The sequence below is a fragment of the Pseudomonas entomophila genome, assembly GCF_023277925.1.
Taxonomy (GTDB): Bacteria; Pseudomonadota; Gammaproteobacteria; order Pseudomonadales; family Pseudomonadaceae; genus Aquipseudomonas; species Aquipseudomonas entomophila_D.
On sequence record NZ_CP063832.1, the window covers coordinates 5,601,634 to 5,626,648 of the forward strand.

The window sequence follows — 25,015 nt, forward strand, 5'->3', positions numbered from 1 at the left end:
GTTCTCCGTAGTGTGGAAGGGTCGGGTTAGAAAGTGCTCTGGATCTTCAGGCCACCGATCAGCGCGTCGTCGATGTGCGACACGCCGCCCGGGTGGCGGATGTACTGCAGGTTCGGGCGCACCGTGAGCCAGTCGGCCAGGTGGATGCCGTAGTAGAGTTCGGCGCTGTACTCGGTGTCCTGCACGGGCAGGAAGCCTGGGTTGTCGTAGTCGTCCAGGCCGTTGGCCTGGTTGATGAGGCGGGCGTTCTTGCGGTAGCCGGGGTTGACGTGCACGCGGGCCAGGGCGAAGCCGATGTCGTCCTTGGCGCGGGCATCGAACGGCCCTTTGTAAACCACACCTGCCTGAACATAGTTGTCGATGGCATTGGTCTTCTTGTCGTGCACCGTGGCGTTGGCGAACAGGCTCAGGCCGCGGGATTGGTCGCTGGCCAGCGAGGTCACCTGCTGCTGGGCGCCCAACCACAGGCCGTGCTTGCTTGAGCTGCTGCGGTAGGCGGCGCCGCTGATGGCGGCCGGCGTGCCGTGGCTGTCCTTGAGTACATCCTGTGCCTTGGCATTACTGTAGTAGTAGCCGGCGCGATATTCCCCTTTCAGGCCATTGACCTGCGGGCTCCAGACCAGTTCGATCGGCATCACCGCGCCTTGGGTGCCGCTGCCGCTGAGCTTGAAGCCGTTGTTGCTTTCGAGGTTGGAAGGGTTCTGCTCGAACACGCCGACCTGGGCGTAGAGCTCGTCGTTCAGGTTGTAGCGCACGCGCAGGGCCCACTGGCTGACTGGCCAGTTGTACCAGATGCCACCTACCCAGTTACCCACCTGCGAGCCGCAGAACGCCAGGTTCTGGAAGTCGCAGGGGAAGCTGTTGAAGTCCTCGCCCTCACCGAAACGGCCGAATTTCACGTCCAGTGCGCCATCGAAGTACTTCTGCTTGATCCACATCTGGGTCAGCCGCCAGGTTTGGCCACGGCCCCAGACTTCCTGGGCCGAGGTGAAGCCGCCGACGCGCGGGTCGTTGATGCGGTCGTTGCTGATGTTGTCGCCATGGCGCTCGGTGACGGTCAGCTGGACTTCGGTGTCCTGCCAACCAAGGATCTTCTGCAGGTCCATGTTCACGCCGAAGGTGAACTGGTCGCTGTAGCGCGCGGCGCGGTCATGGCTGTAGCCGCCGTGCAGGTTGCTGCCCATCTCGCCGGTGTAGCCGAGGGTGAAGTCGTAGCCTTTTTCCAGCAGCTCGCTGCGGGTACCGCCCCAGTCGCCGAGCATCCAGGGGGAATCCTTGGCGAACATCTCGTTGGCGCTGGTGGTGGGGGAGAGGCCGCCGAGCAAGGTGGCGAGGGCGAGGCCGGAGTAACGGGTCTTGGGCAGTTGGAACATGAGATAGCGCTATCTTTTGATTGTTGAAGAAACGGCAAGCGCAGCGAAGCGCAGGTCCTCGAAGGAGAAAAAGCTGCGAAGGGTGTTCGATGAAGCGATTCAGCTTGCGGCGGGGAGGATATAGGGGAAGTTGTAAGAAAAAAAGACAAAATGTCGCAGGGGATTGTTGCTTCTGTGGTAACAGTCACTGGCGCGTCGGGCAAGGGCTGCCATTCCCTGGTCAGCCCTTGCCGTTCCGGTCGTCACTGGCCGACCCTGCGTTTCGCCCGGTCGATCACATCCTTCCAGGTGTCGTTTTCATCCTCCGCTACCGTGAACCAGGGGTAGGCCTGCACGCGTTGTTCGTAATTCGCCCATTCACCGTCAACTTCTTCGCCTGCCGCTCGCACGACTTTGCATTCCCGGCCTAATGCATCGTAGACGTGGGTATCGGCATAGATGCCTTGGTTCTTCTTGCGGGCGCTGTCGTTGCTCACCCAGTGCCAGTCGTTGAGGTAGAAGGGTAGCCAGACGCGTACGGGTTGCCCCTTGTTGTCGAACTCGGTCTTGCCGGTCACCGCCCAGCGGACATCCGCGTGTTCGATCAGTGCGTTGCCATGGGTGTCCGTCTTGAGCCCACCTGTGTCGGAATCGAAAACAAAGGCTTCACCGCTCGGATTACGGATAGCGCTCTGCAGCAGTTCTCCGCCGCCGCTCAACACCACTTGTACCCGCACTTGCTGCTCTGGATCGTTGTCATAGCGATCGGTCTGAATTTGAATGACGTGGGGTGGCGCACGGCCTTCCATCGCGGGCTTCGCAACAATACCATCGCGTTGCAGGCGTTCGGCGTCGCGCTCCCATTCCCGTTCGCTGCAGCGTTGATCGGAGCGGCTGCCGTCCGCCAGCGGCTTCAGGGGCATCCAGCTGTCGGCGATGACCGTGAAGGCCTGCGCCACGGGTACGTTCTTGCTGTCGTTCAGTGCCACGGCGTCTTCGACGGTGAGTGGTGGCTCGAATGCTCGATCAGGGTCGTAGCCGACATTTTCCGGCTTAGTGTCGCCGGGCGCGGTCTCGGTGCCGTAAAAACGCATATGGCGGACTCGCCCCAGCGTATCCAGCTCGACTTTGCTGGTGTTGTCGTTTGCATCGAGCATTTCGGTTGGGGTCAGGAACCGCCAGTCAAAGGTTTTCACTTCACTGCTCAGGCCCGCCGCGTCGGTCACCTTGTTCACGGCAATGTCATGCGCGGTATACGCCAACTGAACAGGGCCGGTGACGGTGTTTTCCTGAACGTTTTTCGGCAGCCAGAAATGCGCTTCGTCGTGATAGAGGGAAATGCCGTGGTGTCCGGCATAGGCTCCTACGATCATGGGTTCAAAGGGGATGCCAGGGGCGCCCAGGCCTCCTGGGTCATGAGGATCATCCAGTTCCGCTGCGTCCGCGGGCCGGCTCAGGGCGATATAGCCACCTCGCTTGAGCAAGTCCACAAGCAACTCCGTCTGTACTCGGCTGGCAAGTATCGATCGCACACCTTCCAGCCATTTGCGCGCGGGGGGGAGGGCGGTGGGGGCCTGGTCGAGCGACTCGCAACCGGCCAGGACAGAGCGCCAGAACACGACCTCGGGCATTGTATTGGCCAGCGCGAGATAGAGCGGGAGAAGGCCATCTTCAGGTGCGTTTTCCGGCTTGGCGTACCAGAGCATTACCTTCGGCAGGTGCGCGTCCGGTACACGGTTCTCCTTGCGCAACGCATCCTGCAATCCTTCGGGAAGTTCTTCGGCAGCGGCCTTCTTCAGTTTCTGGCACAAGTCGTCAACTGAAATGATTTGCTTCAGGGCGTTGCGAAGCACTTGGCAGGCCTCTGTATCCAGCGGCCTGCTCATCAGGTAGGACATCAGCACTTCATACAGCACATGCTCTTCTGGAGTCGCCAGGCGCTTGTGCACGCGGGCCAAGACGGCCAGCTCGGTTCGGGGCGAACCTAGCGCGTCCTCGACAAGTTTGAGCAGGGGGCGTTCGAACGCCGGTTCCAGGGCATCCAGCGAGGCCTGGTCCAACATCGCCGTGCGGGTATAGGCCACCAGCGGCGGAATCGAGGGGGTGGCGGAAACACCACTGCCGTCGGCCTTTCGCCAGAGGACTTTCTGATAGCCGGTGAGGGTGAAACTGTCGGCGTACTCCGATGGCAAGTCTGGCCATTTCTCGATCGAGTATCCGCTTTTGGGAATGTCGGAACTGGGGATGAGCACGGCATCCGAGCGCGTCGAGCCTGGAAGCCCGATCGCCCAGTCACCGTTTGCCGTCAGGTTGTGCACGGTGGCACGGGTAAGGTTTATCCAGCAGTCATATTGCTGGTCATCGCAACTGGCGGTGATCAGCCCCACGGGCAGTGCTCGCGGGTATATGCGCCGCGCCGTATCCTCCTCGTCCAGCGCGGCAGGAGACAGCAGCCGGGGGTAGTTGATGGCGGCCCTCTGCAGAACATTCCCGTACTCGTCCTGTTCGAGGACGATGGCTTGGGTTACCACCGGGTCTTCGGTGATGCGTTCGCAGGCGAAGGTCAGTACCTCCGCGGGGCTCACCAATGCAGCCGGGCGCTCGGCATCGGCGGTGTCGTGCATGCGTACTTGAAGGCGATTGGTGACAACGCTATAGGGCTTGGCGGCCCGCTCGCTGCCGTCTTCACCATACACTTCGATGCGCCGCACCTGGCCGCGTACGGCGCGATACAGCCAAGGGCGTATCGAAGGCGTTGGCTCCAAGGGCTGTTCACTGCCACCGGCCCAGTGGGTGAAGCGAACCGGCTCCTGGGGGAAGTGTGCGTCCATGTCGACAAAGGCACCTTGCGTGACAAGATCGCGTGCCTCGATCCCGGTATGGAACCAGGTGCAGGTGCGGCTTGGCGGTGACAAGTCTGCCGACGCCAGCTGTGCCTGTTCGTTGGTGTCGCGCTGGATCAGCCGAGAGAAACCGGCAAACTCACGCTCCTGGCCATCCCATACGCCACCGAGGTAAGTCGTTTCGCTGCCAAAGCTGAGCTTCGTGATTTCGTTGATCGTCGTCACCCGACTGACTGTGTGCACAGGGAAGGGCAGATAACTCACGGGCGTCCGCCCGGTGCGGGCGCGCACGTCAGCCTTTTCGTCGAGCCAGGCCTGCGCCGAGCTGCGATAGTGCAGATGGGTGCTGGTGCCGGCATTGTCGGACACCTTGGCCAGCAACCAGGGACGATGGTCGTTGAAACGGTACAGCCAGCTTTGCGGTTGGTTACCTGCGCCGCCGCGCAGTCGGGTCAGCAGCAGGTCCGCCGTGCCCTGCCCAAGTATGTCGGCAACCTGCAATTGGCAGGTTGCATCCAGTTTCACGCCCCCCGGGGCGGGAATGAAAACGCCTTTGGCATATTGGTTGCCGCACTGGCTGACGAACACCTGGATGCCATCCGGCGACATATAGAGGATATCCGTGGTGCCGGAGCCGTCGGTGTCGGCCAGGAAAACCCTCGCGGCATTGAAGTCGTCGACTGCAAATCCTTCGATCCTCAGCGCGTTGTCGAATTTGCCATGGCCCAGCGACGGCCACAGGGTCACGCTATCGCCGGTGATTCTCACCAGGTGTTGCTGGCCGCTACCTGCCGGGTCGGCGAAGGCGACCAATTGATGTTCGGACTCCTCCAGCGACGGCAACGGTTCGCTGCCTTGATACTCTTCGTTCAGCGCGGCCAGCCAGCCTTTGGTTCCGTTGGCCGGGTAAAGACGCACGGTCCGGGGGCCCAGGGCCTTCAACAGGATGACGTCGTTCTGGCTGTTACCGGTGAGGTCTGCCATGCGCGCCAATGGATGCGCATATTCCCCCGGCAACCCTGCCAACGGCACCAGTCTCCCCCAGGTGCCGTCCGGTGCCAGCGTGAAGCTGCCTTGCAGGCCGCCGGCGATGACCAGCCACTCCGGCTGACCATCGCTGTCCAGGTCGCTCAAGGTGCCGTTGGTGCCTGCGAGGGGAAATGCCAGGGGCGAGGCCCTGCCCCAAGTGACAAGGTCTTCTCCGGCGGGGTTTTCCAGGCGTAGCGGTTCCCGGTAGTGCCAGGCCCCGTTGTCGAGGTACAGCATGCCCGGTATGCCCTCGCCATACAGGTCGGCCATCTGCCAGTTGGGTTGCCAGAAACCGTCCAGGGTCGGCAGGGGGGCCCATTCTTCGCTCTTGGCCGCGCTCGCCTGATGGTCCCTGATGCTTCGCCCTGGGCGGGTCATCCAGAATTCCAGAGGCGGCATGCGAAGCCGTGGATCGTGGGTGATCTGTTCGGCGGACTCCAGGAGGCTGGTCACAGGGCTGCTGTCGTACCTCAGGTGCAGGCGCCCGACCAGCACCGGGGTGGGGTCGGCGTCGCCTTCCATGCGTTGGGTGCGATGCCAGAGCAGTACATCCCGGCACAGGCGGCGCAGGCGTACGTTGAAGCCATAGCGCCAGAACGAGTGGCGATCCTCACGCACTGGCCACTTCTCGACTGTGCTGTGCGGTGGCGGTGTGTCTGGATCGGCGCCGCGCTCTCCATAGTCGAACTGCGTGAACGTCAGGAATGCTTCCTCATCGAAGGCGCCCGCCGGTACCAGCAGCGCCGTCGAAGGGCTGATGTTCATGGCGTGAACCGAATCCGGGTAGACGTTGACTACATGCGGATGAGCCTGCAGCTCTTGCGGGTCGCAACCTTCATCGTCTTCATTGCGGTAGCGGTAGACCACATGCTCGCCATGCGCGGACACGGTCTCTTCGATGTACCAGCCCGCGACGCGCTTGGGGGACGACCCGGCCTCTTGCAGGCGCGCCGATGGCGACCAGCCATAGAGCGACAAGCTGTTGTCCGGCAACCCGTGCAACCAGAACCCCGGGTGAGTCGGATCGGCCGTGGGCACCCAGTGCTCCAGGCGGTCGGTGAGGTTGAAGGCCCGTGCGCGCCACGCGGTGCCGGTGTACTCACCGACAATGCCGGAGCGCTTGAGCAGCGCATCGTTGTCTGGTTCACCGATTTTCAGTATTTCCTCGCCCGATGGCCCGGCCATGCGGTCGGTACCGTCGTACTTCGGGAAGCCGAACCGGGTCATCACGAACACGGCTGGCAACGGGCAATCCCACCCAGCGCCGAACGCACTGTTGCCACCGCCGGAGGAGTAGTGCAGGGCCAGCGCGGCCGACAGGTTGCGCCCGGTGGGGGACGGTAGCGGCAGTTGCCAGCCGGCACTGCCGTCGGGGCCGCCGGCAGACAGCATGCCACCGCCCACCGAGACCGTGCCGCCGCCCTTTGGAAGGGTCGGCGGCGTGTAGAAGGGCGTACGGCTTTCCTCTGGAACCGAAGCAGACTGTTCAGGCACAGGGCACCTCCAAGGCAATGGCATCCAGAAGACGACGTTGCCTGGATTCTATGGAGCGGCCCGGATTTGCAAAACTGGTAGAAATGCCAGGTGAGCCCCCCTGTGATTGCATGCTAGCCCCCGTAGGAGCCGGCTTGCCGGCGAATATAGGCAACGCGCTGCATGGCACCGGCTGTGCCGGTGCTCGCCGGCAAGCCGGCTCCTACGGGCGCGCGTTCCGTCCGGTCAGAACGTCGTGCGCAACCCTACCTCGACACTACGCCCCGGCGCTGGCGCGATATCCCGCAGGATCGAGCTGGCATACCGCACCGTCTGGTCCGTCAGGTTCTCCCCGCGCACGAACGCCAGCCACTGGCTCTGGCCGATGTCGAAGCGGTAGCCGACGCTGGCGCCCAGGGTGGTGTAACCCTCGGTGCTGGTCTCGTTGGCCGGTTTGCGGTGCTGCGCAGAGGCATGTTGCACGTCGACCCGCGCTTGCCACCGATCCAGCGCCCACACCAGCCCGCTGTTCAGGCGCAGCGGCGCGATGCGTGGCAGCGGCTCGCCGCTGTCGAGGTTCTTGGCCCGGGTGTAGTCGCCGGACAGTTCCAGGGCGAAGCTGCCATAGCGGTTTTCCAGTAGCTGCCAGCGGTCCTGGGCCTCGATGCCGTAGAAGCGCGCGCGCACGCCCTGGTAGGCGTACTCGGGGAACTCGCCGTGGTCATGGCCATGATCATGATCATGATCATGGTCGTGATCGTGATCGTGGTCTTCATCGCCATGGTCGTGATCATGGCCGCCACGCAGGTTGCCGGTGCCGATCAAGCCGATGTAATTGCGGAAGTGGCTGTAGAACACACCGACGCTGCCCTTGTGCGTACCGTTGTCGAACCGCAGGGCCAGGTCGCCGGAGATCGCCTTCTCTTTGTTCAGGTTCGGGTCGCCCACTTCGTAGGCGCCGGTGGCCACGTGGGCGCCGTTGGCATACAGCTCGTAGAAGGTCGGCGCGCGTTCGGTGTAACCCACGTTGGCCGCCAGTGCCCACACCGAATCGAGCGAGTACACCGCGCCGGACGAGAGGCTGAAGGCGTTGAAGCTGCTGGCGTTGTCGGCCCCGGCGAAGGTCTCGTTGCCCTTGGCGTCCGGGTCGATGCGGGTGTGCTCAAGACGCGCGCCCAGGCTCAGGTTCAAGCGCTCGGTGGCCTGCCATTGCTCAAGCAGGAACAGCGCCAGGCTGTCGGTGTCGGTGTGCGGGACGAACGCTTCCTCGCCCAGGGCGGAGAACTCGTTGCGGCTGACCTGGGCGCCGATCACGCCCTCGACCGGACCGAGCGGCTGGTGGCGGGCCTCGATGCGTGCTTCGTAGCCCTTGTTCTTGAAGGTGGTGTGCACCTCGCCGCTTTCGATTTCGCGATGCTGGTAATCGGTGTAGCCGGCATCGACCTTGACCGAGCTGAAGGGGCCTTCAAGGTCACGCAGTTCCGAGGCGAAACCGTAGTGATCCTGCTGCATGTCCAGGCGCACGCCGGGCTCGGCCACAGAACCGTAGTTGCTGTCGTAGCGGCTGTAGGACAGGCCGGTGTAGCCATGCTCCCAGTGGTAGGAACCGCCGATCGCGCCGCCGTCCTGGCGCCCGTCGCTGTTCTTCAGGCGATGCTTGCTGCCGGGTTCGTCGGCGTCGCGGACCTTCGAGCTGCGGGCATAGCCGGGGATGCGCAGGTCGTTGAACTGGCGGCTGTTGGCGTCCAGGTGCAGGGCGAACGCGCCATTGCCGGCCTCCAGCTTGCCGGCGCTGCTGCGGGTGGTGTCGGCGCCGCCGTAGCGCAGTTCACCCGCGCCGTGGATACCGTCGATGGGCGAGTCGGGGATGCGGTTGTCGAAGGTGTTCACCACGCCGCCGATGGCATTGCCACCGTACAGCAGGGCGGCCGGGCCGCGAACGATCTCGACTCGATCGACGTTGACCGGGTCCAACGGCACGGCGTGGTCATACGACAGCGATGAGGCATCGAGCGCGCCAACGCCATTGCGCAAGATGCGGATGCGGTCGCCATCCAGGCCGCGGATCACCGGGCGGCTGGCGCCGGGGCCGAACCAGGTGGAGGCGACGCCGGGCTGTTTGTTGAGGGTCTCGCCGAGGCTGCCGTGCTGCTGTTGCAGCAGGTCGTCGCCTTCGAGGACGGTGCTCGGGGCGGCCAGTTGGGCATTGCCCAGTGGGTTGGCGGTGATGACCTGAGGTTGCAGTTCAACGGCCTGGCTGGGTGTGGAGGCCAGCCAGAGCGCGGCGGCGAGGGGGGAGAGGCGCAGAGGGGAGCACAGCATGGGGGGTGACGTTCCTTGGCAGATAACGTTGTTGTTACTTTATAACGTATCTATTTCAGCATAATGCTTTCCGTGGCCGCCAGTGGTTTTCGCTTGCCGGCGCGGATTTATCCGCGAGGCGGTCGCCTCTGGTTTGTGGTGCCTGCGCGATCGAGCGCCGCGCGCGGCGCATCGCGGATGAATCCGCTCCTACACTTGTGTAATGTGCGCACCTTACCGAACCTGGAGCACTGGCATGAGCACGGCCCAACACAACGCGCTGCACGGCAAGACCCTGGAGCAGATCCTCACCGAGCTGGTGGCGCACTACCAATGGCAGGGCCTGGCCGAGCGCATCGACATCCGTTGCTTCAAGAGCGACCCGACCATCAAGTCGAGCCTGACTTTCCTGCGCAAGACGCCTTGGGCGCGGGAAAAGGTCGAGCTGCTGTACGTGAAGCTGCAGCGCAAAGGCTGATGCCGCGCCGCCCCTGGCTGACGTTGGCGGCCGCCCTGGGCTGGACGGGGCTGACGATCCAGCTGTACCTGGTGCTGCTGGCGCGTTGGCAGGAGCAGGCCAGCCTGGTGGGCGGGCTGGTCAACCTGTTCTGCTATTTCACCGTGCTGAGCAACACCCTGGTGGCCACGGTGCTGAGCCATGCCGCGTTCGGCCGCGAGTCGGCGGCCAGGCGGTTTTTCCTCTCGGCGCCGGTCAGTACATGCGTGGCCGCCAGCATCGTGCTGGTGGCGCTGGCCTACAGCCTGCTGCTGCGGCACCTGTGGCAGCCCGAGGGCTGGCAGTGGCTGGCGGACGAACTGCTGCACGACGTGATGCCGGTGCTGTTCGTGTTGTACTGGTGGTTCGAGGTGCCCAAGGGGCGATTGCGGCTTTGGCACCTGGCGGCGTGGGCGTTGTACCCGGCGTTGTACTTTGGGTTCGTCTTGCTGCGTGGCCATGAGATCGGGGTGTATCCGTACCCGTTCGTCGATGTGGCGCGGTTGGGGTATGGGCAGGTGCTGCTCAATGCCCTGGCGGTGCTGGTGGGATTCTGGGGGATCGGGCTGGTGTTGCTGGGGCTGGATCGCTGGCGGCGCCTCGCCCACCTGTAGGAGCCAGCCTTGCTGGCCAACCGCTGCAACCGCGGCGTCCGGTTCGCCAGCAAGGCTGGCTCCTACAGGTGAGGGAGGTGTTTACTCGTCGTCAGCGGTGCCATCCGCTCGCCAGTAAGCGGCGGCCTTGAGGGCATCTTCCGGCACGCCTTTCTCCAGTAGCAATGCCTTGGCCTGACGGGTCAGCGCCTTCTCCAGCGCTACCCAGCCATACAAGCGGCCTTGTGGCAGCGCCAGGTGGCGCACCCGCTCCAGCAGGTTTTCCTCGTGCCGGCGCACCCAGATCACCTCGACCTGCGCCTTGCTCAACAGCGGTTGGCGTTCCTGCTCGTCCTCGACCTGGATTACCGCCAGCACCTGGCGGCCCGCCGGCAATTCTTCCAGGCGCCGGGCTATCGCCGGGATCGCCGTTTCATCACCGATCAACAGGTAGCTGTCGAAGATATCCGGCACCACCATCGAGGCGCGTGGGCCGGCGATGTCCAGGGTCTGTCCGGGCACCGCTTGTGCGGCCCAGGTAGAGGCAGGGCCATCGCCATGCAGGACGAAATCGATATCCAGCTCGTTACCCGCCAGGTCGATGCGCCGCGGCGTGTACTCGCGCATGGTCGGCCGGGCGCCGCCGTCGCGGCCAAGGCTACGGGCGTCGATGGCCAACTGCTCTTCAGGCGTGGCGGCGAACAGCAGCTTGATATGGTCGTCACTGCCGACGCTGGTAAAGCCCGCCAGTTCCGGCCCGCCGAGGGTGATCCGGCGCATGCGCGGGGTAAGGTCGGTGACCCGCAGCACCTGCAGGCGGCGTTGGCGGATTTCATGGTTGACGCGGTGGATGGTGTCGCTCATGGGGTGTTCTCCGTAACGGTCGCGGCCGGCCCGGAGGCGATGGCCTTGGCGGTGTCGTTGAGCAGGGTGCGGACCCGCTCGATCTCTTCGGGCGTCCAGCGGCCGCTGTGCATATGCAGGGCGTGGCGCAGGTTGCCAACGGCTTCGTGGATTTCCGGTGGGCGGTCATGGCCGCGCAGGGCGCGTTTGCTGACCTCGATGCGCATGCGCACACCGTCGAGGGCCACGGCCTGCTCGGCGAGGGCCGCGCGGCCGGCCTCGGTGATGGCGTAGAGGCGCTTGCTGCCCTGGATCTGGCCGGTGATCAGCTCGGCCTCCTCGAGGTAGCTGAGGGTCGGGTAGATCACCCCGGGGCTGGGGCTGTAGCTGCCGTCGAACAGGTTTTCGACCTGGCGGATCAGGTCGTAGCCGTGGCCGGGCTGGTCGGCCAGCATCGACAGCATCAGCAGTTTCAGGTCGCCGGGGGCGAATACCCGCGGGCCGCGCTCGCCCCGGCCGGGGCGGCGTTCGAAGGGATCGTGGGGGGCGTGGTCGCGCATGATAGGGGGTCTGCCTGTTTAGATATATCGCAAGATATTACTCAAGATATATCTAAAGACAAGCCCTAAAATGCGGATGATTATCATCTAAAAAGTTGTTGAGTCTTGCAGGAGCCAGCTTGCTGGCGAACCGCGCCCCACTACGTTCCAAGGCATGCACGGTTCGCCGGCAAGCCGGCATCTACAGGGGCATGGCTCAAGGTTGTGCCGCTGCGACCTGCGGTGCCTTGCAGGCATTGGTGTTACCGGGCTCCAGGTAGGGCATGAGGATTGGCGCCATGCCCTTGAGCACCTGTACCGGCAATGCCGAGGTAAAGGTGAAGGCTTCGGCAGTGCGGCCCGGGACGAAGGCGGTGAGGGTGCCGAAGTGGTTGTCGCCCAGGTAGAACACGAAGGTCGCGGTACGGTTCAGCGAGCGCGAACCGATCAGCCGGCCGCCGGCGCCGAAGCTCTCGATGCGGTTGTCGCCGGTACCGGTCTTGCCCCCCATCACCAGCGGCGTGCCGTCGTGCAGCTTGAAGCTGCCGGAGATGCGCCGCGCGGTACCGGCGTCGACCACTTGCGACATGGCGCCCTTGAGCGCACGAGCGACCTCGACCGGAAGGATTCGCTGGCCACGGTCCGGGTCGCTGATCAGCTGGGTTTCATACGGTGTGCCCTGGGCGAAGTGCAGGGTATCGATGCGCAGCGTTGGTAGGCGCACGCCGTCGTTCTGGATGATCCCGACCAGTTCGGACAGCGCGGCGGGGCGGTCGCCGGAACTGCCGATGGCGGTGGCCAGCGACGGCACCAGGTGGTCGAACGGGTAGCCCACGCGCTTCCAGCGCTGGTGGATGTCGGTGAACGCCTCGATCTCGACCATGGTACGGATGCGGCTGTCGCGAGCGCCCTGGTGGCGGCTCTTGAACAGCCAGCTATACACCTCCTGGCGCTCGAAGCGGCTGGCGTTGAGGGTATCCTTGAGCGAAGCGCCGGGGTTCTTCAGCAGGTAGCCGAGCATCCACAGGTCCAACGGGTGGACCTTGGCGATATAGCCCTGGTCGGGCAGGTCGTACTTGCCTGGGCCGTAGGCCTCGTACATCTCCACCAGGCGGCTGTCGGTGAGCTTGGCCATGGCCAGCTTGTCGCCCTTGCTGTGGGCGCGCACGAAGGCATTGAAGGTCTCCTGGCCGGCCTCGGGGAACAGGTAGCGATGCACGGCGGCCAGGCGCTGCGGGGTCACGCGCAGGCTGTCGAGGAAAGTGTCCAGCCGTTGCTGCGAGGTCTTGCGCTGGTACTTCTTCCAGAACCGCATCATGTAGTTGGTACCTTCGCGATCGGCGAAGCGGGCCAGGTACTCCTGGCGTCGCGGGTCACTGTCATCCCTGAGCAGCGGTTCGCGGTTGAACGGCTGCTGGTAGGTGACATAGCGCACCAGGTCGCGCATCAGGCGGATGAAGGGCAGGTTGATCGACTCGCGCAGGGCATCCTTGAGCGTCGGGTTGCGGTTGTTGTCTTCCTTGCGGAAGTTGTTGAACACATGCATGCCACCACCGGTGAAGAACGCCTCGCCAGTGTTGGCCGAGTACTTGCGCTCCAGCGCCGCGTCGAGCATGGCGTCCAGGCTCTGGTTCTTGGTGTTCTGCATCAGCCATTCCAGCGACCACTGGGTGATGCGGTCGAGTTCGGCCACTGGCACCTTCTTCAGTTCGGCGGCGGGTTTGCCGGCGTACTTGTCGTGCAGCTCGGCGATGATTTCCAGGTAGGTGGTGAGCACCCGCAGCTTGGCGGTGGAGCCCAGCTCCAGCTTGCTGCCTTCGTTGATGTCAAAGGGCTGGTTGGTGCTGTCGGTCTGCACCCGCACCCGCGAGCCATCGGCGGTGCGCTCGAACAGGGTAAAGCTGTAGCTCACCTGGTCGGTGGTCTTGCTGGTCAGCAGGCGTTCGCCGATCAAGCCCATCTGCGCGGCGAACGCCGGGTCGGCGAGGTTCTTCAGGTACTGGCTGACTTGCACGTTCAGGTCCGCCTGCAACGTGCTGGTGGCTGACAGGTCAAGGCGGTCGAGGTCGTACAGCGGGCGGTTGAGCATCGCCGCCATGCGGTTGCGCGCCAGGCTGATGCCCTTGTTGGTGATGATCGGCACGATGGTCGGCTGGGCCACCCAGTCGCGGTAGATCGCCTTGCTGGCCAGCGCCGCGTCGGCCAGGGGGCGGTCGATGATGCTGTTGGCGGCCAGCACGCGGATATGCGAGTCGGTGAGCTCGGCCAGTTCGATCCGGCCCTTGGACAGGTAATGCGAAGGGCGGCGCTGGGCGATCATCAGCGACAGGACCTGGCGCAGGGCCAGGCCACGCTCGGCCATGCTCTTCTCGTCGGTCGTGGTGGCCACCAGCGCCTGGTTGACCTGGTCGAAATCGGCGCCGTACCACACCCGCAGGCCTTCGGCCATGCCATGCACCTCGCCATGCCCCGGCACCGCCGACAGCGGCACGCTGTTGAGGTAGTCGCGCACGATGCGTTCACGCGCCTCGGTGGTATCCGGCCCGCCCTGGTAGGCGCGCACGCTGGCGGAGATCATCTGGCGGATCTTCTCGGCGCCGGACACGGTCAGCCCGTCGGGCGAGTGGCGATACTTCTCCAGTTGTGTCGCCAGGGTGCTGCCACCGGCCGACTGGCCAGGCAGCGCCAGGTACTTGGCCACCTGGCTGTAGGCGGCCTTGGCGAAGCGCGGCCAGTCCACCGCCGGGTTGTTCTGCGGGTCCTTCGGGTCGAGCAACTCGCGGTTCTCGATGAACAGCAAGCTGTTGACCATCACCGGCGGGATCGCGGCGAAGTTCGGGTACAGGTGCTGGGGGTAGTTGTACTGGTAGAGCATGTCGCCACGGCAGTCGGTGATCGACAGGCCGGCCTGGATCTTCTCCACATAGGGCACGAACAGCCCATGGTCGACATAGTTCATCAGCGCGGGTGAGAAGCGCACCTGCTGGTTGATCAGGTAGTCGCGCTTGAGCAGGCGCGGCAGGAACTCGCCCAGCGCGCTGTAGCCCAGGCGCTTGTCGAAAGGGCCGTCGCCGGGGTAGACGATGGCGTCGCTCGGGCCGGGTTCCAGCTGGTAGGTGAGGGTGCTGGCCAGCTTGCTGAACTCGCGGGCCTGCAGGCGCGAGGTCTGGATTTCGTCCCAGGCGGCGAAGCCCACGGCCACCATGGCCACGATCAGGATGAGCAGGATCAGCCGCCACCACAGGCGGCGCTGGCGGGGGGATTTTTGCGATGGGGCTTCAGCCTGGGGTGCCTTGGGTGCTTCCGTTCTGGTTGGTTCCGATTGCCACAGTGCGCCCATAGTCTTGAGTCCGGCCAGGTATTTTCGTCTTGCTTGTCTGAAGCTTAGACAATGGCCGCAGTTGGTGAAAAATTTGTAGGAAGACTCGAAAAAGCAGTGCAGACATGCGCCTTTGGTGTGACTTCCATTCTTCGGCAATGTTGCTATGGTATCGGCCCCATTCCTGCGAACGGGTGGGGCGAGATGAAGATACCACTCCGTTCGAGGCCTTTTGCCCGAGGAATATCGCCAAATTTCCTGTTGTATATAGTGAAAAGCCCTGCAAATGGCTTCCTATACTGCTCGGCCCCTTCGCCCTGCCGGCGCCTGACACGCACGGTGGGCGGGCTGGCCCACAAGGTCGCCCGGCAAGACGACGCCCCGCCTATCGGCGTGGCCGGTGCCGCACGAAGGTCAAATCCAATAACAAAATGAGGTTGTATTGCTATGCCAGTCGGCAACCATCCTGCCCATGGCGAGTCCGCCCAGGGCGGCCCGCTCAAGCGTGAACTGGGCGAACGGCACATCCGTCTGATGGCCCTCGGTGCCTGTATCGGCGTCGGCCTGTTCCTTGGTTCGGCCAAGGCCATCGAAATGGCCGGCCCCGCCATCATGCTCTCCTACATCATCGGTGGCCTGGCCATCCTGGTGATCATGCGCGCGCTCGGCGAAATGGCCGTGCACAACCCGGTCGCCGGCTCCTTCAGCCGCTATGCGCAAGACTACCTCGGCCCGCTGGCGGGCTTTCTCACCGGCTGGAACTACTGGTTCCTGTGGCTGGTGACCTGCGTCGCCGAGATCACCGCGGTGGCCATCTACATGGGCATCTGGTTCCCCGACGTGCCGCGCTGGATCTGGGCGCTGATGGCCTTGGGCAGCATGGGCGCGATCAACCTGATCGCGGTCAAGGCGTTCGGCGAGTTCGAGTTCTGGTTCGCCCTGATCAAGATCGTCACCATCATCGCCATGGTGCTCGGGGGCATCGGCATCATCGCCTTCGGCTTCGGTAACGACGGCGTGGCCATGGGCGTCTCCAACCTGTGGAGCAACGGTGGCTTCATGCCCAATGGCGTGACCGGCGTGCTGATGTCGCTGCAGATGGTGATGTTCGCCTACCTGGGCGTGGAGATGATCGGCCTGACCGCCGGCGAAGCGCGCAACCCGCAGAAGACCATCCCCCAGGCCATCGGCTCGGTGTTCTGGCGCATCCTGCTGTTCTACGTGGGCGCGTTGTTCGTGATCCTGTCGATCTACCCCTGGAGCGAGATCGGCAGCCAGGGCAGCCCGTTCGTGATGACTTTCGAGCGCCTGGGGATCAAGACCGCCGCGGGCATCATCAACTTCGTGGTGATCACCGCTGCGCTGTCGTCGTGCAACGGTGGCATCTTCAGCACCGGGCGCATGCTCTACAGCCTGGCGCAGAATGGCCAGGCCCCGGCGGCCTTCGCCCGCACCTCGAAGAGCGGCGTGCCGCGCAATGCACTGCTGCTGTCGATTGGCGCGCTGCTGCTGGGCGTGCTGGCCAATTACCTGGTGCCGGAGAAGGTGTTCGTCTGGGTGACCTCGATCGCCACCTTCGGCGCGATCTGGACCTGGGTGATGATCCTGCTGGCGCAGCTGAAGTTCCGCGCCGGGTTGTCCACCGCCGAGCGCAATGCACTGAAGTACCGCATGTGGCTGTGGCCGCTGAGCTCGTACCTGGCGCTGGCGTTCCTGGTGCTGGTGGTGGGCCTGATGGCGTACTTCCCGGACACCCGCGTGGCCCTGTACATCGGCCCGGCGTTCCTGGTGCTGCTGACGGCGCTGTACTACACCTTCCGCCTGGCGCCTAAAGAGGCCGAGGGTGCGGTGAGTACCGCCTCCTGATGAACGAAGCCCCGGCCAGTGCCGGGGCTTTGTTTTTGCGGTGGAGTGATCGTGGCGCAACCACGGGTTCCCTTGCATCGGCATTCATTCGGCCAAGATCCAACCGTCTACTGGCATTTTTGTCAGTAGCTGATCTTCCATGCCCGGCCTAAGGTAGCAGCAGGGCGATGCGAAAGAGCATGGTCGACTCGCAGCCGGACAGCTTTCCTCACGGACTATCGCTTTCTTTTTTTGCCAACTTCCGGTGTGCGTTCATTGCATGCATCGCGCTCGCCCTCGGGCGTTCGTCAAGTACCCGATAATGTTCAAGGAAGACGCATGACCGTTTCGCGATGCTGGCCTGATGCGGGAACAAGGACCTTGGTGGTCCTGGCAATTTTGCTGATCAGCACAGCGTTGCGGCTGCACCATGTCACGCTGCCCGTCATCTGGCTGGATGAAGCGTTCAGTGCGTTAATCAGCCACTTGCCTCCTGAGCAGATCCTGTTTCACACCGCCCGGGATGTTCACCCGCCTCTGTATTACCTGATCCTGCATTACTGGATGCAAGGGTTCGGCGATGCTCCCCTGGCGCTGCGCAGTTTCAGCGTTTGCGCGGGAGTTGCCACCGTCGGTATCGGCATGTTGTTGGCGCGACAGTTGGCGTCATGGCGAGCCGCAGTGATAGCAGGGTTGTTACTGGCGTTTTTTCCCATCGGTATACGCTACAGCCAGGAAGTGCGGATGTATGCGTTACTGGGGCTGTTGCTCATGACGGCCCTGTACACACTTTGGCAATGGGTCAACAGGCAAAACATCATCTATTTGATGGCCTACTGTCTGTTGATGGTTGCCGCCATGTATACCCACTATTTATCGATCTTATGCGTGATGGCCAACTGGCTCTACCTGTCGTTGACCAAAGACACGCACGGCAGGCTGCATGTGCTGTCTCGCGCATGGTGGGTCGGGCACCTGGTCATGATCATTATCTACCTGCCTTGGCTGCCGATGCTGTATCAGCAGATGGGGCATCGCGAACTGGTCGGTTGGATTGCCAACTTCCCCACTTCCCTCATGAGTATTGCGCAATCGTTCTGGAGAGCTTTTACCCTAAGTGTCGTCTCCCGGTATTCAGATGTTCTGAGCCTATTGCTGGCGCTTTTCATTGCGATGGCTTCATTGCGTGTACTACGACGTGTCGTGAAACCAGGCCAGCCGAGCGTCCTGCTGCTCAGCTACTGCTTTATCCCCATACTCGTGCTTTGGCTAGCTTCGTACGGCATGCCGCTGTACATCAATCGTTATCTATATTTCGCGTTCTTGGGACTACCGCTTGTCCTGGCGATCGCCATGGACACTCTGCGAAAGCGGGCGTTGCTCCTATCGGTCGCCGCTTGCCTGTCCCTCGAACTGGTCGGCTTGGCTGTTTTTTACGATTATCAGGCCAAGCCAGGCGGTGATCTGGGCACCGTTATGGCGCACGTGAATGAACAGTGGCGACCGGGGGATGCACTGCTGGGTGATCGCAGGAGGTCATACTTGTCGATCGAGTACTACAATGCCACCGGCCGTCCGGCATTTTTCTACACGAAGATTCAACCCGATACGAGCGGCCAGGCAGCAAAGACCTACGGTACATTGACGCTGTTCTACCAACGGTCGAATGAACTCTACGTCGCCACGCCACAGGTGCTTGCCAAGCGCTACAAGCGGCTGTGGCGGGTGACCGAGCCATCCTCGGTGTACACACCCGACATGCCGACCGATGGCTGGGTAAAAGTAGATGAGTTCACCGAAGGCTCGTTCAAGGCAGTGCTTTATACGGTGCCTTGACCAGCCAGTCGGTGGTGTGGTGTTGCTGAAAGACCATTGAAAATCGGGTGGCCGGCTTCAGGCCGCTTGTGGCTCGAAACTGTCCGCTCGTGCCATTTGCCACATGCGCGAATAGAACTGTCCGTTGACCTCACCGGTGAGCAACTCCCCCGGTTTGAGGAACACATGCATCTGCGAGAACAGCTTGATCTCGGTCGCCGAGATACGCCGCACCAGGTGCTTGGCCTCCAGTTGCGCCGGATGTTCCAGGCCCGCCGCGGCCAACATCTCGGCCAAGGCGCGCAGAGTGTTGTGGTGGAAGTTGAACACCCGCTGGGCCTTGTCCGGCACCACCAGCGCGCGCTGGCGCAGGGCATCCTGGGTGGCCACCCCGGTCGGGCACTTGTTGGTGTGGCAGCTCTGCGACTGGATGCAGCCGATGGCGAACATGAAGCCACGCGCCGAGTTGGCCCAGTCGGCGCCGATGGCCAGCACGCTGGCGATGTCGAAGGCGCTGACGATCTTGCCGCTGGCCCCCAGCTTGATTTTGTCGCGCAGGTTCAGGCCCACCAGGGTGTTGTGCACGAACAACAGGCCCTCGCGCAGCGGCACGCCGATATGGTCGGTGAACTCCACCGGCGCGGCGCCGGTGCCGCCTTCCTTGCCGTCGACGACGATGAAGTCAGGCAGGATGCCGGTCTCCAGCATGGCCTTGGCGATACCCATGAACTCCCACGGGTGCCCCAGGCAGAACTTGAAGCCCACCGGCTTGCCGCCGGACAGCTCGCGCAGTTGGGCAATGAACCGCATCATTTCGATCGGCGTGGAGAAGGCACTGTGACGGGAAGGTGAAATGCAGTCCTCGCCCATCATCACGCCACGGGTTTCGGCGATTTCCCGGGTGACCTTGTGCTTGGGCAGGATGCCGCCATGGCCGGGTTTCGCGCCCTGGCTCATCTTGATTTCGATCATGCGCACCTGAGGGGTGCGCGCCTGGGCGGCGAAGCGCTCGGGGTCGAAGCGCCCGTCGGGGGTACGGCAACCAAAGTAGCCGCTGCCCAGCTCCCACACCAGGTCGCCGCCGTGTTCACGGTGGTAGGGGCTGATGCTGCCTTCACCGGTGTCGTGGTGGAAGTTGCCCAGCTTGGCGCCCTGGTTGAGGGCGCGGATGGCGTTGGCGCTGAGCGAACCGAAGCTCATCGCCGAGATATTGAAGATCGAGGCCGAGTACGGCTGGGTGCACTGCGGGCCGCCGACGCTGACGCGGAAACTTGCCGGGTCGGCCAGCGGCGCCGGGCGCATGGAGTGGCCGATGAATTCGAAGCCCGACTCGTACACGTCGATCAGCGTGCCGAAGGGCTTGTCCGAGGCTTCGTTCTTGGCCCGGGCGTACACCAGCGAACGCTGGGCGCGGGAGAAGGGCAGGGCGTCGCTGTCGGCTTCCAGCAGGTACTGGCGGATTTCCGGGCGGATGCCTTCGACCAGGTAGCGGATATTGCCGAGGATCGGGTAGTTGCGGCGTACCGCGTGGCGCTGTTGCAGCAGGTCGAACACGCCGATCAGGCTGAGCACCCCGGTGGCCAGGGTGAAGGGCCACAGCCAGTCGTGCTCGAGGAATGGCAGGCTGGCGAGGGTGAACAGCACGCAGGCGGCGAAGAAGGCGTAGCGACTGAGAAGTGACAGGCTCATGCGGGGTCCTTGCGAATGGCTCGGTCAGGCTCAGGGCCTGGCAAGGCCCGACCATAGCCCGGTTGGGCGAGGCTTTGCCAGTGTCGGGGCGGGCGTGAATATGAAAATTCGGGTATCGAAAATCATTCGCAATATAGTATGTTATAAAGTATCAATTCGATCCCGAGGAGGCTTGACCATGAAAGCAGACATCCATCCCGCCTACCGTCCCGTGCTGTTCCACGACACTGCCGCCGATGTGTACTTCCTGATGGGTTCGACCGTCGACACCGATCGCACGCAGGTGCACAGCGATGGCCAGACCTACCCCTATGTGGCATTGGATGTGTCCAGCGCCTCGCACCCGGTGTACACCGGGCAGCAGCGTAAAACCACGGTGGAGGGGCGGGTGGCTGGATTCAACAAGCGCTTTGCTGGCTTTCAGGTGTAGGAGCCGCTCGGGTATCGCGGTGCCTGGCACCCGCTGCGCGGGTGATCGCGGCTGAAGCCGCTCCTACGGGGGCGGCGCCTGGCGCAACAGGTGTTGATGCCATCTCGCGTGCTCGGTGGCTGGCGCCTCGATCAGGTACTGATATCGGCCCGCCACCCGGCTGGCCACCGCCACTCCATCCCGATAAAGCAAGCGGTTGCCTCCCACCGCCGGTACCTTGGTGCCCGGCAACAGGCTCCCGACCAGGTTCAACGGGTCGCAGGCACTGACCACCACCAGCGCGCCATCCGCTTCCCGCCTGCGCACCTGCCGCAACAACCCCACCGCCTCCGGCAACGCGAACTGCTCGCCGGCCAACCCGGCGATAAAGCGCCCACCACGAATCTCGCCACGTGCTTCGAGCCGGTGATAACAGTGCAACAGCTCACGCCAGGGCGGCAGCACATCGCTTTCACGCTCCAGCAGACGCCAGCACACCACCCCATAGCGACGCAGCAGGCTGCGCGCCACCTGTTCAAGGCGCTGACCCTCGTCCACGGTGCCTGTACCCCGACGCAACAAGGCCCAGCGCCCGGCGTGCGCCATGCTGCTGGACACGGGCGGGTGCCCGCGACGGCTGTTGCGCGGGCTGCGCTTGGCCGCTGGGGTGATCAGGCTACGCAGGCCGCTGAAACCATCGGCGCTGGCCAGCCCGGCACCGACCAGCTCCTGCAGGGCGGCTTCAAGCTCACTGGGCAGCAAGTGCGCCTCGTGGGTCAGTTCGTCGAAGAACAGTGCGCCATGCTCCTGCAGGGTCTGCAGTACTCGCCGCGCCCGTGAACCCAGTTGTTCGGGATCGGCTGCCGGGGCCAGGCTGCGCCACAGCCCGAGGTGCTCGCGCGGCAACAGCACAAGTGGCGTGCTGGCCAGGGTGCTGGCCGCAGCCGTGGCCGCCAGCCGGCTCCATGCCCACTGACCGCTACGGCAGGCATCGTCCAGCCAGTGCGGGCTGTAGTCCTTGATCCGCGCCGGCAGCAGTTCGGCTTCCCAGGTACCAGCGGCGCACGGGTAGCCCTGCAGTTGGCCCAGCACTTCATCGACCGCCTGGGGACCGCGCAGGCGGGTTTCACCCGCCAGGTGCTGCCAGTCGAACAGAAACCGCATGAAGTCCTGCAGGCTCACCGGCTCGATTTCCCGGCGCAGGCGCTTGACCGTGTAGCGGTGGATACGTGCCAGCAGGTGCCGCTCGCACCATTGCAGTTCGCCTTGGCCTGGGCTGAAGTGGCCGCGCAACACGTAGCCTTCGCTTTCCAGGCGAGCCAGGGCCTGCTCGCAGTCGCCGGATGCCAGCTCCAGAGGTGAGCTGACCTGTGCCAGGATCAGCGGGCCGAAACCGCTCAGGCGCGCGCGCAGCAGTTCGGTCAAGGCGTTGTCTGGCGCATGCGTCAGCTCGAAGCCTGGGAGCAGGGGTAGGCTTGGAATGAGCTGGGCTTCGGGATACAGCGCCATGAGCAAGCTCTGACGCTCGCGGGCGAACCACAGATGTTGCAATCGGCAGGCGCGTCCGCTCTTGGAGAGTGCATCCAGACGGGCGTCCCACCCAGGGTTGGCCTGTACCTCGGTTTGGCTGATGACCCCCAGGCTCATCAGCGCCTCATGCATTTCATCGGCATTGGCCGGTTGCGGCCAGGCTTCGGCCTGCACGGCGGCAATGGCGTCGGCGTCCAACGCGCCCAGGTCGTCGCTGCTGTTCACGTCATTCCAGCGTCGATTGAGCACCGCCTGGGTGCGCCGTTCTTCCAGCGGGGCGTCGTCGAGGAAGGTGTACGGGCGAGCGTTGAGAATGGCCGAGGCCAGCGGCGAGGGGGCCGGCAGGTCGCGGCTGAGCAGACGCACCTGGCCGGCCTCCATGCGCCGTAGCAGGGCCAGCCAGCCGTCGCTGTCCATGGCCTCGTGCAGGCAGTCGTCGAGGGTCTGTTCGACCAGTGGGTGATCGGGGATCTGCCGCTCGCCGACGATGTTCTCCAGGCAGGCGATCTGGTCGGGGAACACCGCAGCCACCAGGTCCTCGCTCTTCATCCGCTGGATCTGCGGCGCCACCTTGCGCCCGCCCACGTAGCGCGGCAAGGCCAGGGCCACCGCCGCGCTCCAACGCCAGCGCACACCGAACAGCGGGGCGTCGAGCAGGGCCTGGACCAGGATCGGTTCTGCCGTGCGGCTGTTCAGGTAGCGCCATACCTCATCCAGCGCGAAGCTGTGGCTGGTGGACAGCGACAGCACAATGGCGTCCTCGCTGGCCGCCGCCTGCAGTTCGAAGTTGAAGGTGCGGCAGAAGCGCTTGCGCAAGGCCAGGCCCCAGGCGCGATTGATCCGGCTGCCGTAGGGCGAGTGGATGATCAGTTGGGTGCCGCCGGACTCGTCGAAGAAGCGCTCCATTACCAGGGTTTGCTGCGAGGGCAGGGCGCCCAGCACCTGCCAGGTGCGGCCCAGGTAGTCGAGCAGTTGGCGGGCACAGTCTTCGTCCAGCGCATAGTCGGCTTGCAACCAGGCGAGCACCTGGTCGAGATTGCCGTGTTGCAGTTGCGCGTCGATCCGCGCCTGCAGGCGTGCGACCGCGGCGGACAGCTCGTCGCTGCGCCCAGGTGCCTCCCCCAGCCAGAACGGGATGGTTGGGGGCAGGCCATGGGCATCCTCCACCCGCACCCGCCCAGGCTCGACCCGCAGAATGCGGTAGGAGGCATTGCCCAGCTGGAAGATATCGCCCGCGATGCTTTCAATCGCGAAGTCCTCGTTGACGCTGCCGATGTTCAGCGCCTGGGGCTCCAGCAGTACCGCATAGTCGGCGGTCTCGGGAATGGTGCCGCCGCTGGTCAGCGCGGTCAGCTGGCTGCCTCGGCGCCCGCGCAGCATACCGCTCACCGCGTCGCGGTGCAGGTAGGCGCTGCGCACGCCCTGGCGCCCGTTGTAGCCTTCGGCGAGCATGCGCAGCAGGGCTTGATAATGGCGTTCGTCGAGGTTGGTATATGGCGTGGCCTGGCGCAGCAGGTCGAACAGCGCCGCCTCGGCCCAAGGCTGATTGCTGACTTCGGCGACGATCTGCTGGGCCAGTACATCCAGTGGCGCCTGCGGGACATGCAGCGCGTCCAGTTCACCCTGGCGCACGCAGTCGAGCAGCGCCACGCACTCGATCAGGTCGTCGCGTGAGGTGGGGAACAGGCGCCCCTTGGGCACGCCGTCGACCTGGTGGCCGGAGCGTCCGACCCGTTGCAGCAGCGCGGCGATCGAACCGGGCGAGGCGATTTGGCAGACCAGGTCGACCTCGCCGATATCGATACCCAGCTCCAGCGAGGCGGTGGCCACAAGCACCTGCAATTCACCGGCCTTGAGCCGTTGTTCGGCGGCCAGGCGATGTTCCTTGGCCAGGCTGCCTTGGTGCGCGGCCACGGCGTCGTTGCCCAGGCGCTCACCAAGATGGCGGGTCAGGCGCTCGGCCAGGCGCCGAGTGTTGACGAACACCAGGGTGGTGCGGTGCTCGCGGGCGAGGGTGGCGAGGCGGTCGTAGACCAGGCCCCAGACGTCAGTGGCCATCACCGCGCCGAGCGGCACGGGCGGCACCTCCAGGGCTAGGTCGCGGTGACGGACATGGCCAATATCGACGATGGCGCAGGGGCGATCGTGCCCGACCAGGAACTCGGCCACGCGCTTCACCGGGCGCTGGGTGGCGGACAGGCCGATGCGCCGCAATGGCCGCCCGGCCAAGGCCTGCAGGCGTTCCAGGCTCAACGCCAGGTGGCAGCCGCGTTTGTTGCCGGCCAGGGCGTGGATCTCGTCGACGATCACCGTATGCACGCTGGCCAGGCCTTGGCGGCCGGACTCAGAGCCCAGGAGCACGTACAGCGACTCCGGCGTGGTCACCAGGATGTGCGGCGCCCGCTTGCGCATGGCGGCGCGTTCCTTCTGCGGGGTGTCGCCGGTGCGCACGGCGGTGGTGATGCGTGGCACCTTCAGCCCAAGCCGCTCGAGGCTCCCGGCGATGCCTGCGAGTGGCGCCTCGAGGTTCAGGTGGATGTCGTTGGACAGCGCCTTGAGTGGCGAGACGTACACCACTTGGGTTTGCGTTGGCAGTTCCCCATCGTTCGCCAGGCCCTGGCGGAACAGTTCGTCGAGCACGGCGAGGAAAGCGCTCAGGGTCTTGCCCGAGCCGGTCGGCGCGGCAAGCAGCATCGACTGGCCAGCGTGGATCAACGGCCAGGCGCCGGCCTGGGCGTCGGTGACCGTGGTGAAGCGCTGGCGGAACCAGGTGGCGACGGCCGGGTGGAACAGCTCGAGCACCGGGTGCGGATGGGCTGGCAAGTTCATGCGTTGGTTATGGCGGGGCGAGGGCGGATTGGCAAGGGGCCGTTCGTCTGCCTGTTCCGGCCCCTTCGCGGGTGATGTGCGTTATCCTCTGCGCCCTCGTTCGGAAAAGA

13 protein-coding genes are annotated in these 25,015 nt (G+C 64.2%); 5 read left to right on the top strand and 8 right to left on the bottom strand.

Annotation, left to right across the window (positions count from 1 at the left end):
* Window positions 1-26: 26 nt before the first annotated feature.
* The 3 genes from IM733_RS24850 to IM733_RS24860 all read right to left on the bottom strand — a co-directional run bounded on the left by IM733_RS24850 (window position 27) and on the right by IM733_RS24860 (window position 9,019).
* A complete protein-coding gene (locus IM733_RS24850) occupies window positions 27-1,373 on the bottom strand; it encodes a carbohydrate porin (RefSeq protein ID WP_248918896.1) in 1,347 nt (448 codons plus the stop codon).
* 242 nt (window positions 1,374-1,615) lie between these two features.
* Window positions 1,616-6,718 carry a SpvB/TcaC N-terminal domain-containing protein gene (locus tag IM733_RS24855; protein WP_248918897.1) on the bottom strand — a complete coding sequence of 1,701 codons (5,103 nt, stop codon included), beginning with the start codon at window positions 6,716-6,718 and terminating at the stop codon, window positions 1,616-1,618.
* A gap of 225 nt (window positions 6,719-6,943) precedes the next feature.
* Window positions 6,944-9,019, bottom strand: a complete 2,076-nt coding sequence (locus tag IM733_RS24860; protein WP_248918898.1) for a TonB-dependent receptor — start codon at window positions 9,017-9,019, stop codon at window positions 6,944-6,946.
* A 235-nt stretch (window positions 9,020-9,254) separates the two neighbouring features.
* On the opposite strand from IM733_RS24860, the gene IM733_RS24865 reads away from it, so the two are divergent.
* A complete protein-coding gene (locus IM733_RS24865) occupies window positions 9,255-9,476 on the top strand; it encodes a VF530 family DNA-binding protein (protein ID WP_248918899.1) in 222 nt (73 codons plus the stop codon).
* On the top strand, window positions 9,476-10,108 hold the full coding sequence (locus IM733_RS24870) for a Pr6Pr family membrane protein (protein ID WP_248918900.1): 633 nt from the start codon (window positions 9,476-9,478) through the stop codon (window positions 10,106-10,108). The genes IM733_RS24865 and IM733_RS24870 overlap by 1 nt, the downstream gene beginning before the upstream one ends.
* An 81-nt stretch (window positions 10,109-10,189) precedes the next feature.
* Here the strand turns inward: IM733_RS24870 and IM733_RS24875 are convergent, their stop codons facing one another.
* The 3 genes from IM733_RS24875 to IM733_RS24885 form a co-directional block, all read right to left on the bottom strand.
* Window positions 10,190-10,951: a siderophore-interacting protein gene (locus IM733_RS24875; RefSeq protein ID WP_248918901.1), complete on the bottom strand. Its 762-nt coding sequence runs from the start codon at window positions 10,949-10,951 to the stop codon at window positions 10,190-10,192.
* The gene (locus tag IM733_RS24880; protein WP_248918902.1) at window positions 10,948-11,490 is read right to left on the bottom strand and encodes a PadR family transcriptional regulator; all 543 of its coding nucleotides are present in this window, start codon (window positions 11,488-11,490) and stop codon (window positions 10,948-10,950) included. Before IM733_RS24880 ends, IM733_RS24875 begins: the two co-directional genes overlap by 4 nt.
* Before the next feature lie 196 nt (window positions 11,491-11,686).
* Window positions 11,687-14,809, bottom strand: a complete 3,123-nt coding sequence (locus IM733_RS24885; protein WP_248918903.1) for a transglycosylase domain-containing protein — start codon at window positions 14,807-14,809, stop codon at window positions 11,687-11,689.
* Window positions 14,810-15,235: 426 nt separating this feature from the next.
* Here IM733_RS24885 and IM733_RS24890 point away from each other — a divergent pair, with 426 nt between their 5' ends.
* Window positions 15,236-16,654, top strand: a complete 1,419-nt coding sequence (locus IM733_RS24890; RefSeq protein WP_248918904.1) for an amino acid permease — start codon at window positions 15,236-15,238, stop codon at window positions 16,652-16,654.
* Window positions 16,655-16,972: 318 nt separating this feature from the next.
* Window positions 16,973-18,469, top strand: a complete 1,497-nt coding sequence (locus tag IM733_RS24895) for a glycosyltransferase family 39 protein (RefSeq protein ID WP_248918905.1) — start codon at window positions 16,973-16,975, stop codon at window positions 18,467-18,469.
* Window positions 18,470-18,526: 57 nt separating this feature from the next.
* Here IM733_RS24895 and IM733_RS24900 read toward each other — a convergent pair whose 3' ends face one another.
* Window positions 18,527-20,137: an FMN-binding glutamate synthase family protein gene (locus IM733_RS24900; protein ID WP_248918906.1), complete on the bottom strand. Its 1,611-nt coding sequence runs from the start codon at window positions 20,135-20,137 to the stop codon at window positions 18,527-18,529.
* Between the two features lie 178 nt (window positions 20,138-20,315).
* On the opposite strand from IM733_RS24900, the gene IM733_RS24905 reads away from it, so the two are divergent.
* A complete protein-coding gene (locus IM733_RS24905; protein ID WP_248918907.1) occupies window positions 20,316-20,567 on the top strand; it encodes a type B 50S ribosomal protein L31 in 252 nt (83 codons plus the stop codon).
* Window positions 20,568-20,630: 63 nt separating this feature from the next.
* Here the strand turns inward: IM733_RS24905 and IM733_RS24910 are convergent, their stop codons facing one another.
* On the bottom strand, window positions 20,631-24,905 hold the full coding sequence (locus tag IM733_RS24910) for a DEAD/DEAH box helicase (RefSeq protein ID WP_248918908.1): 4,275 nt from the start codon (window positions 24,903-24,905) through the stop codon (window positions 20,631-20,633).
* Between the last annotated feature and the right edge of the window lie 110 nt (window positions 24,906-25,015).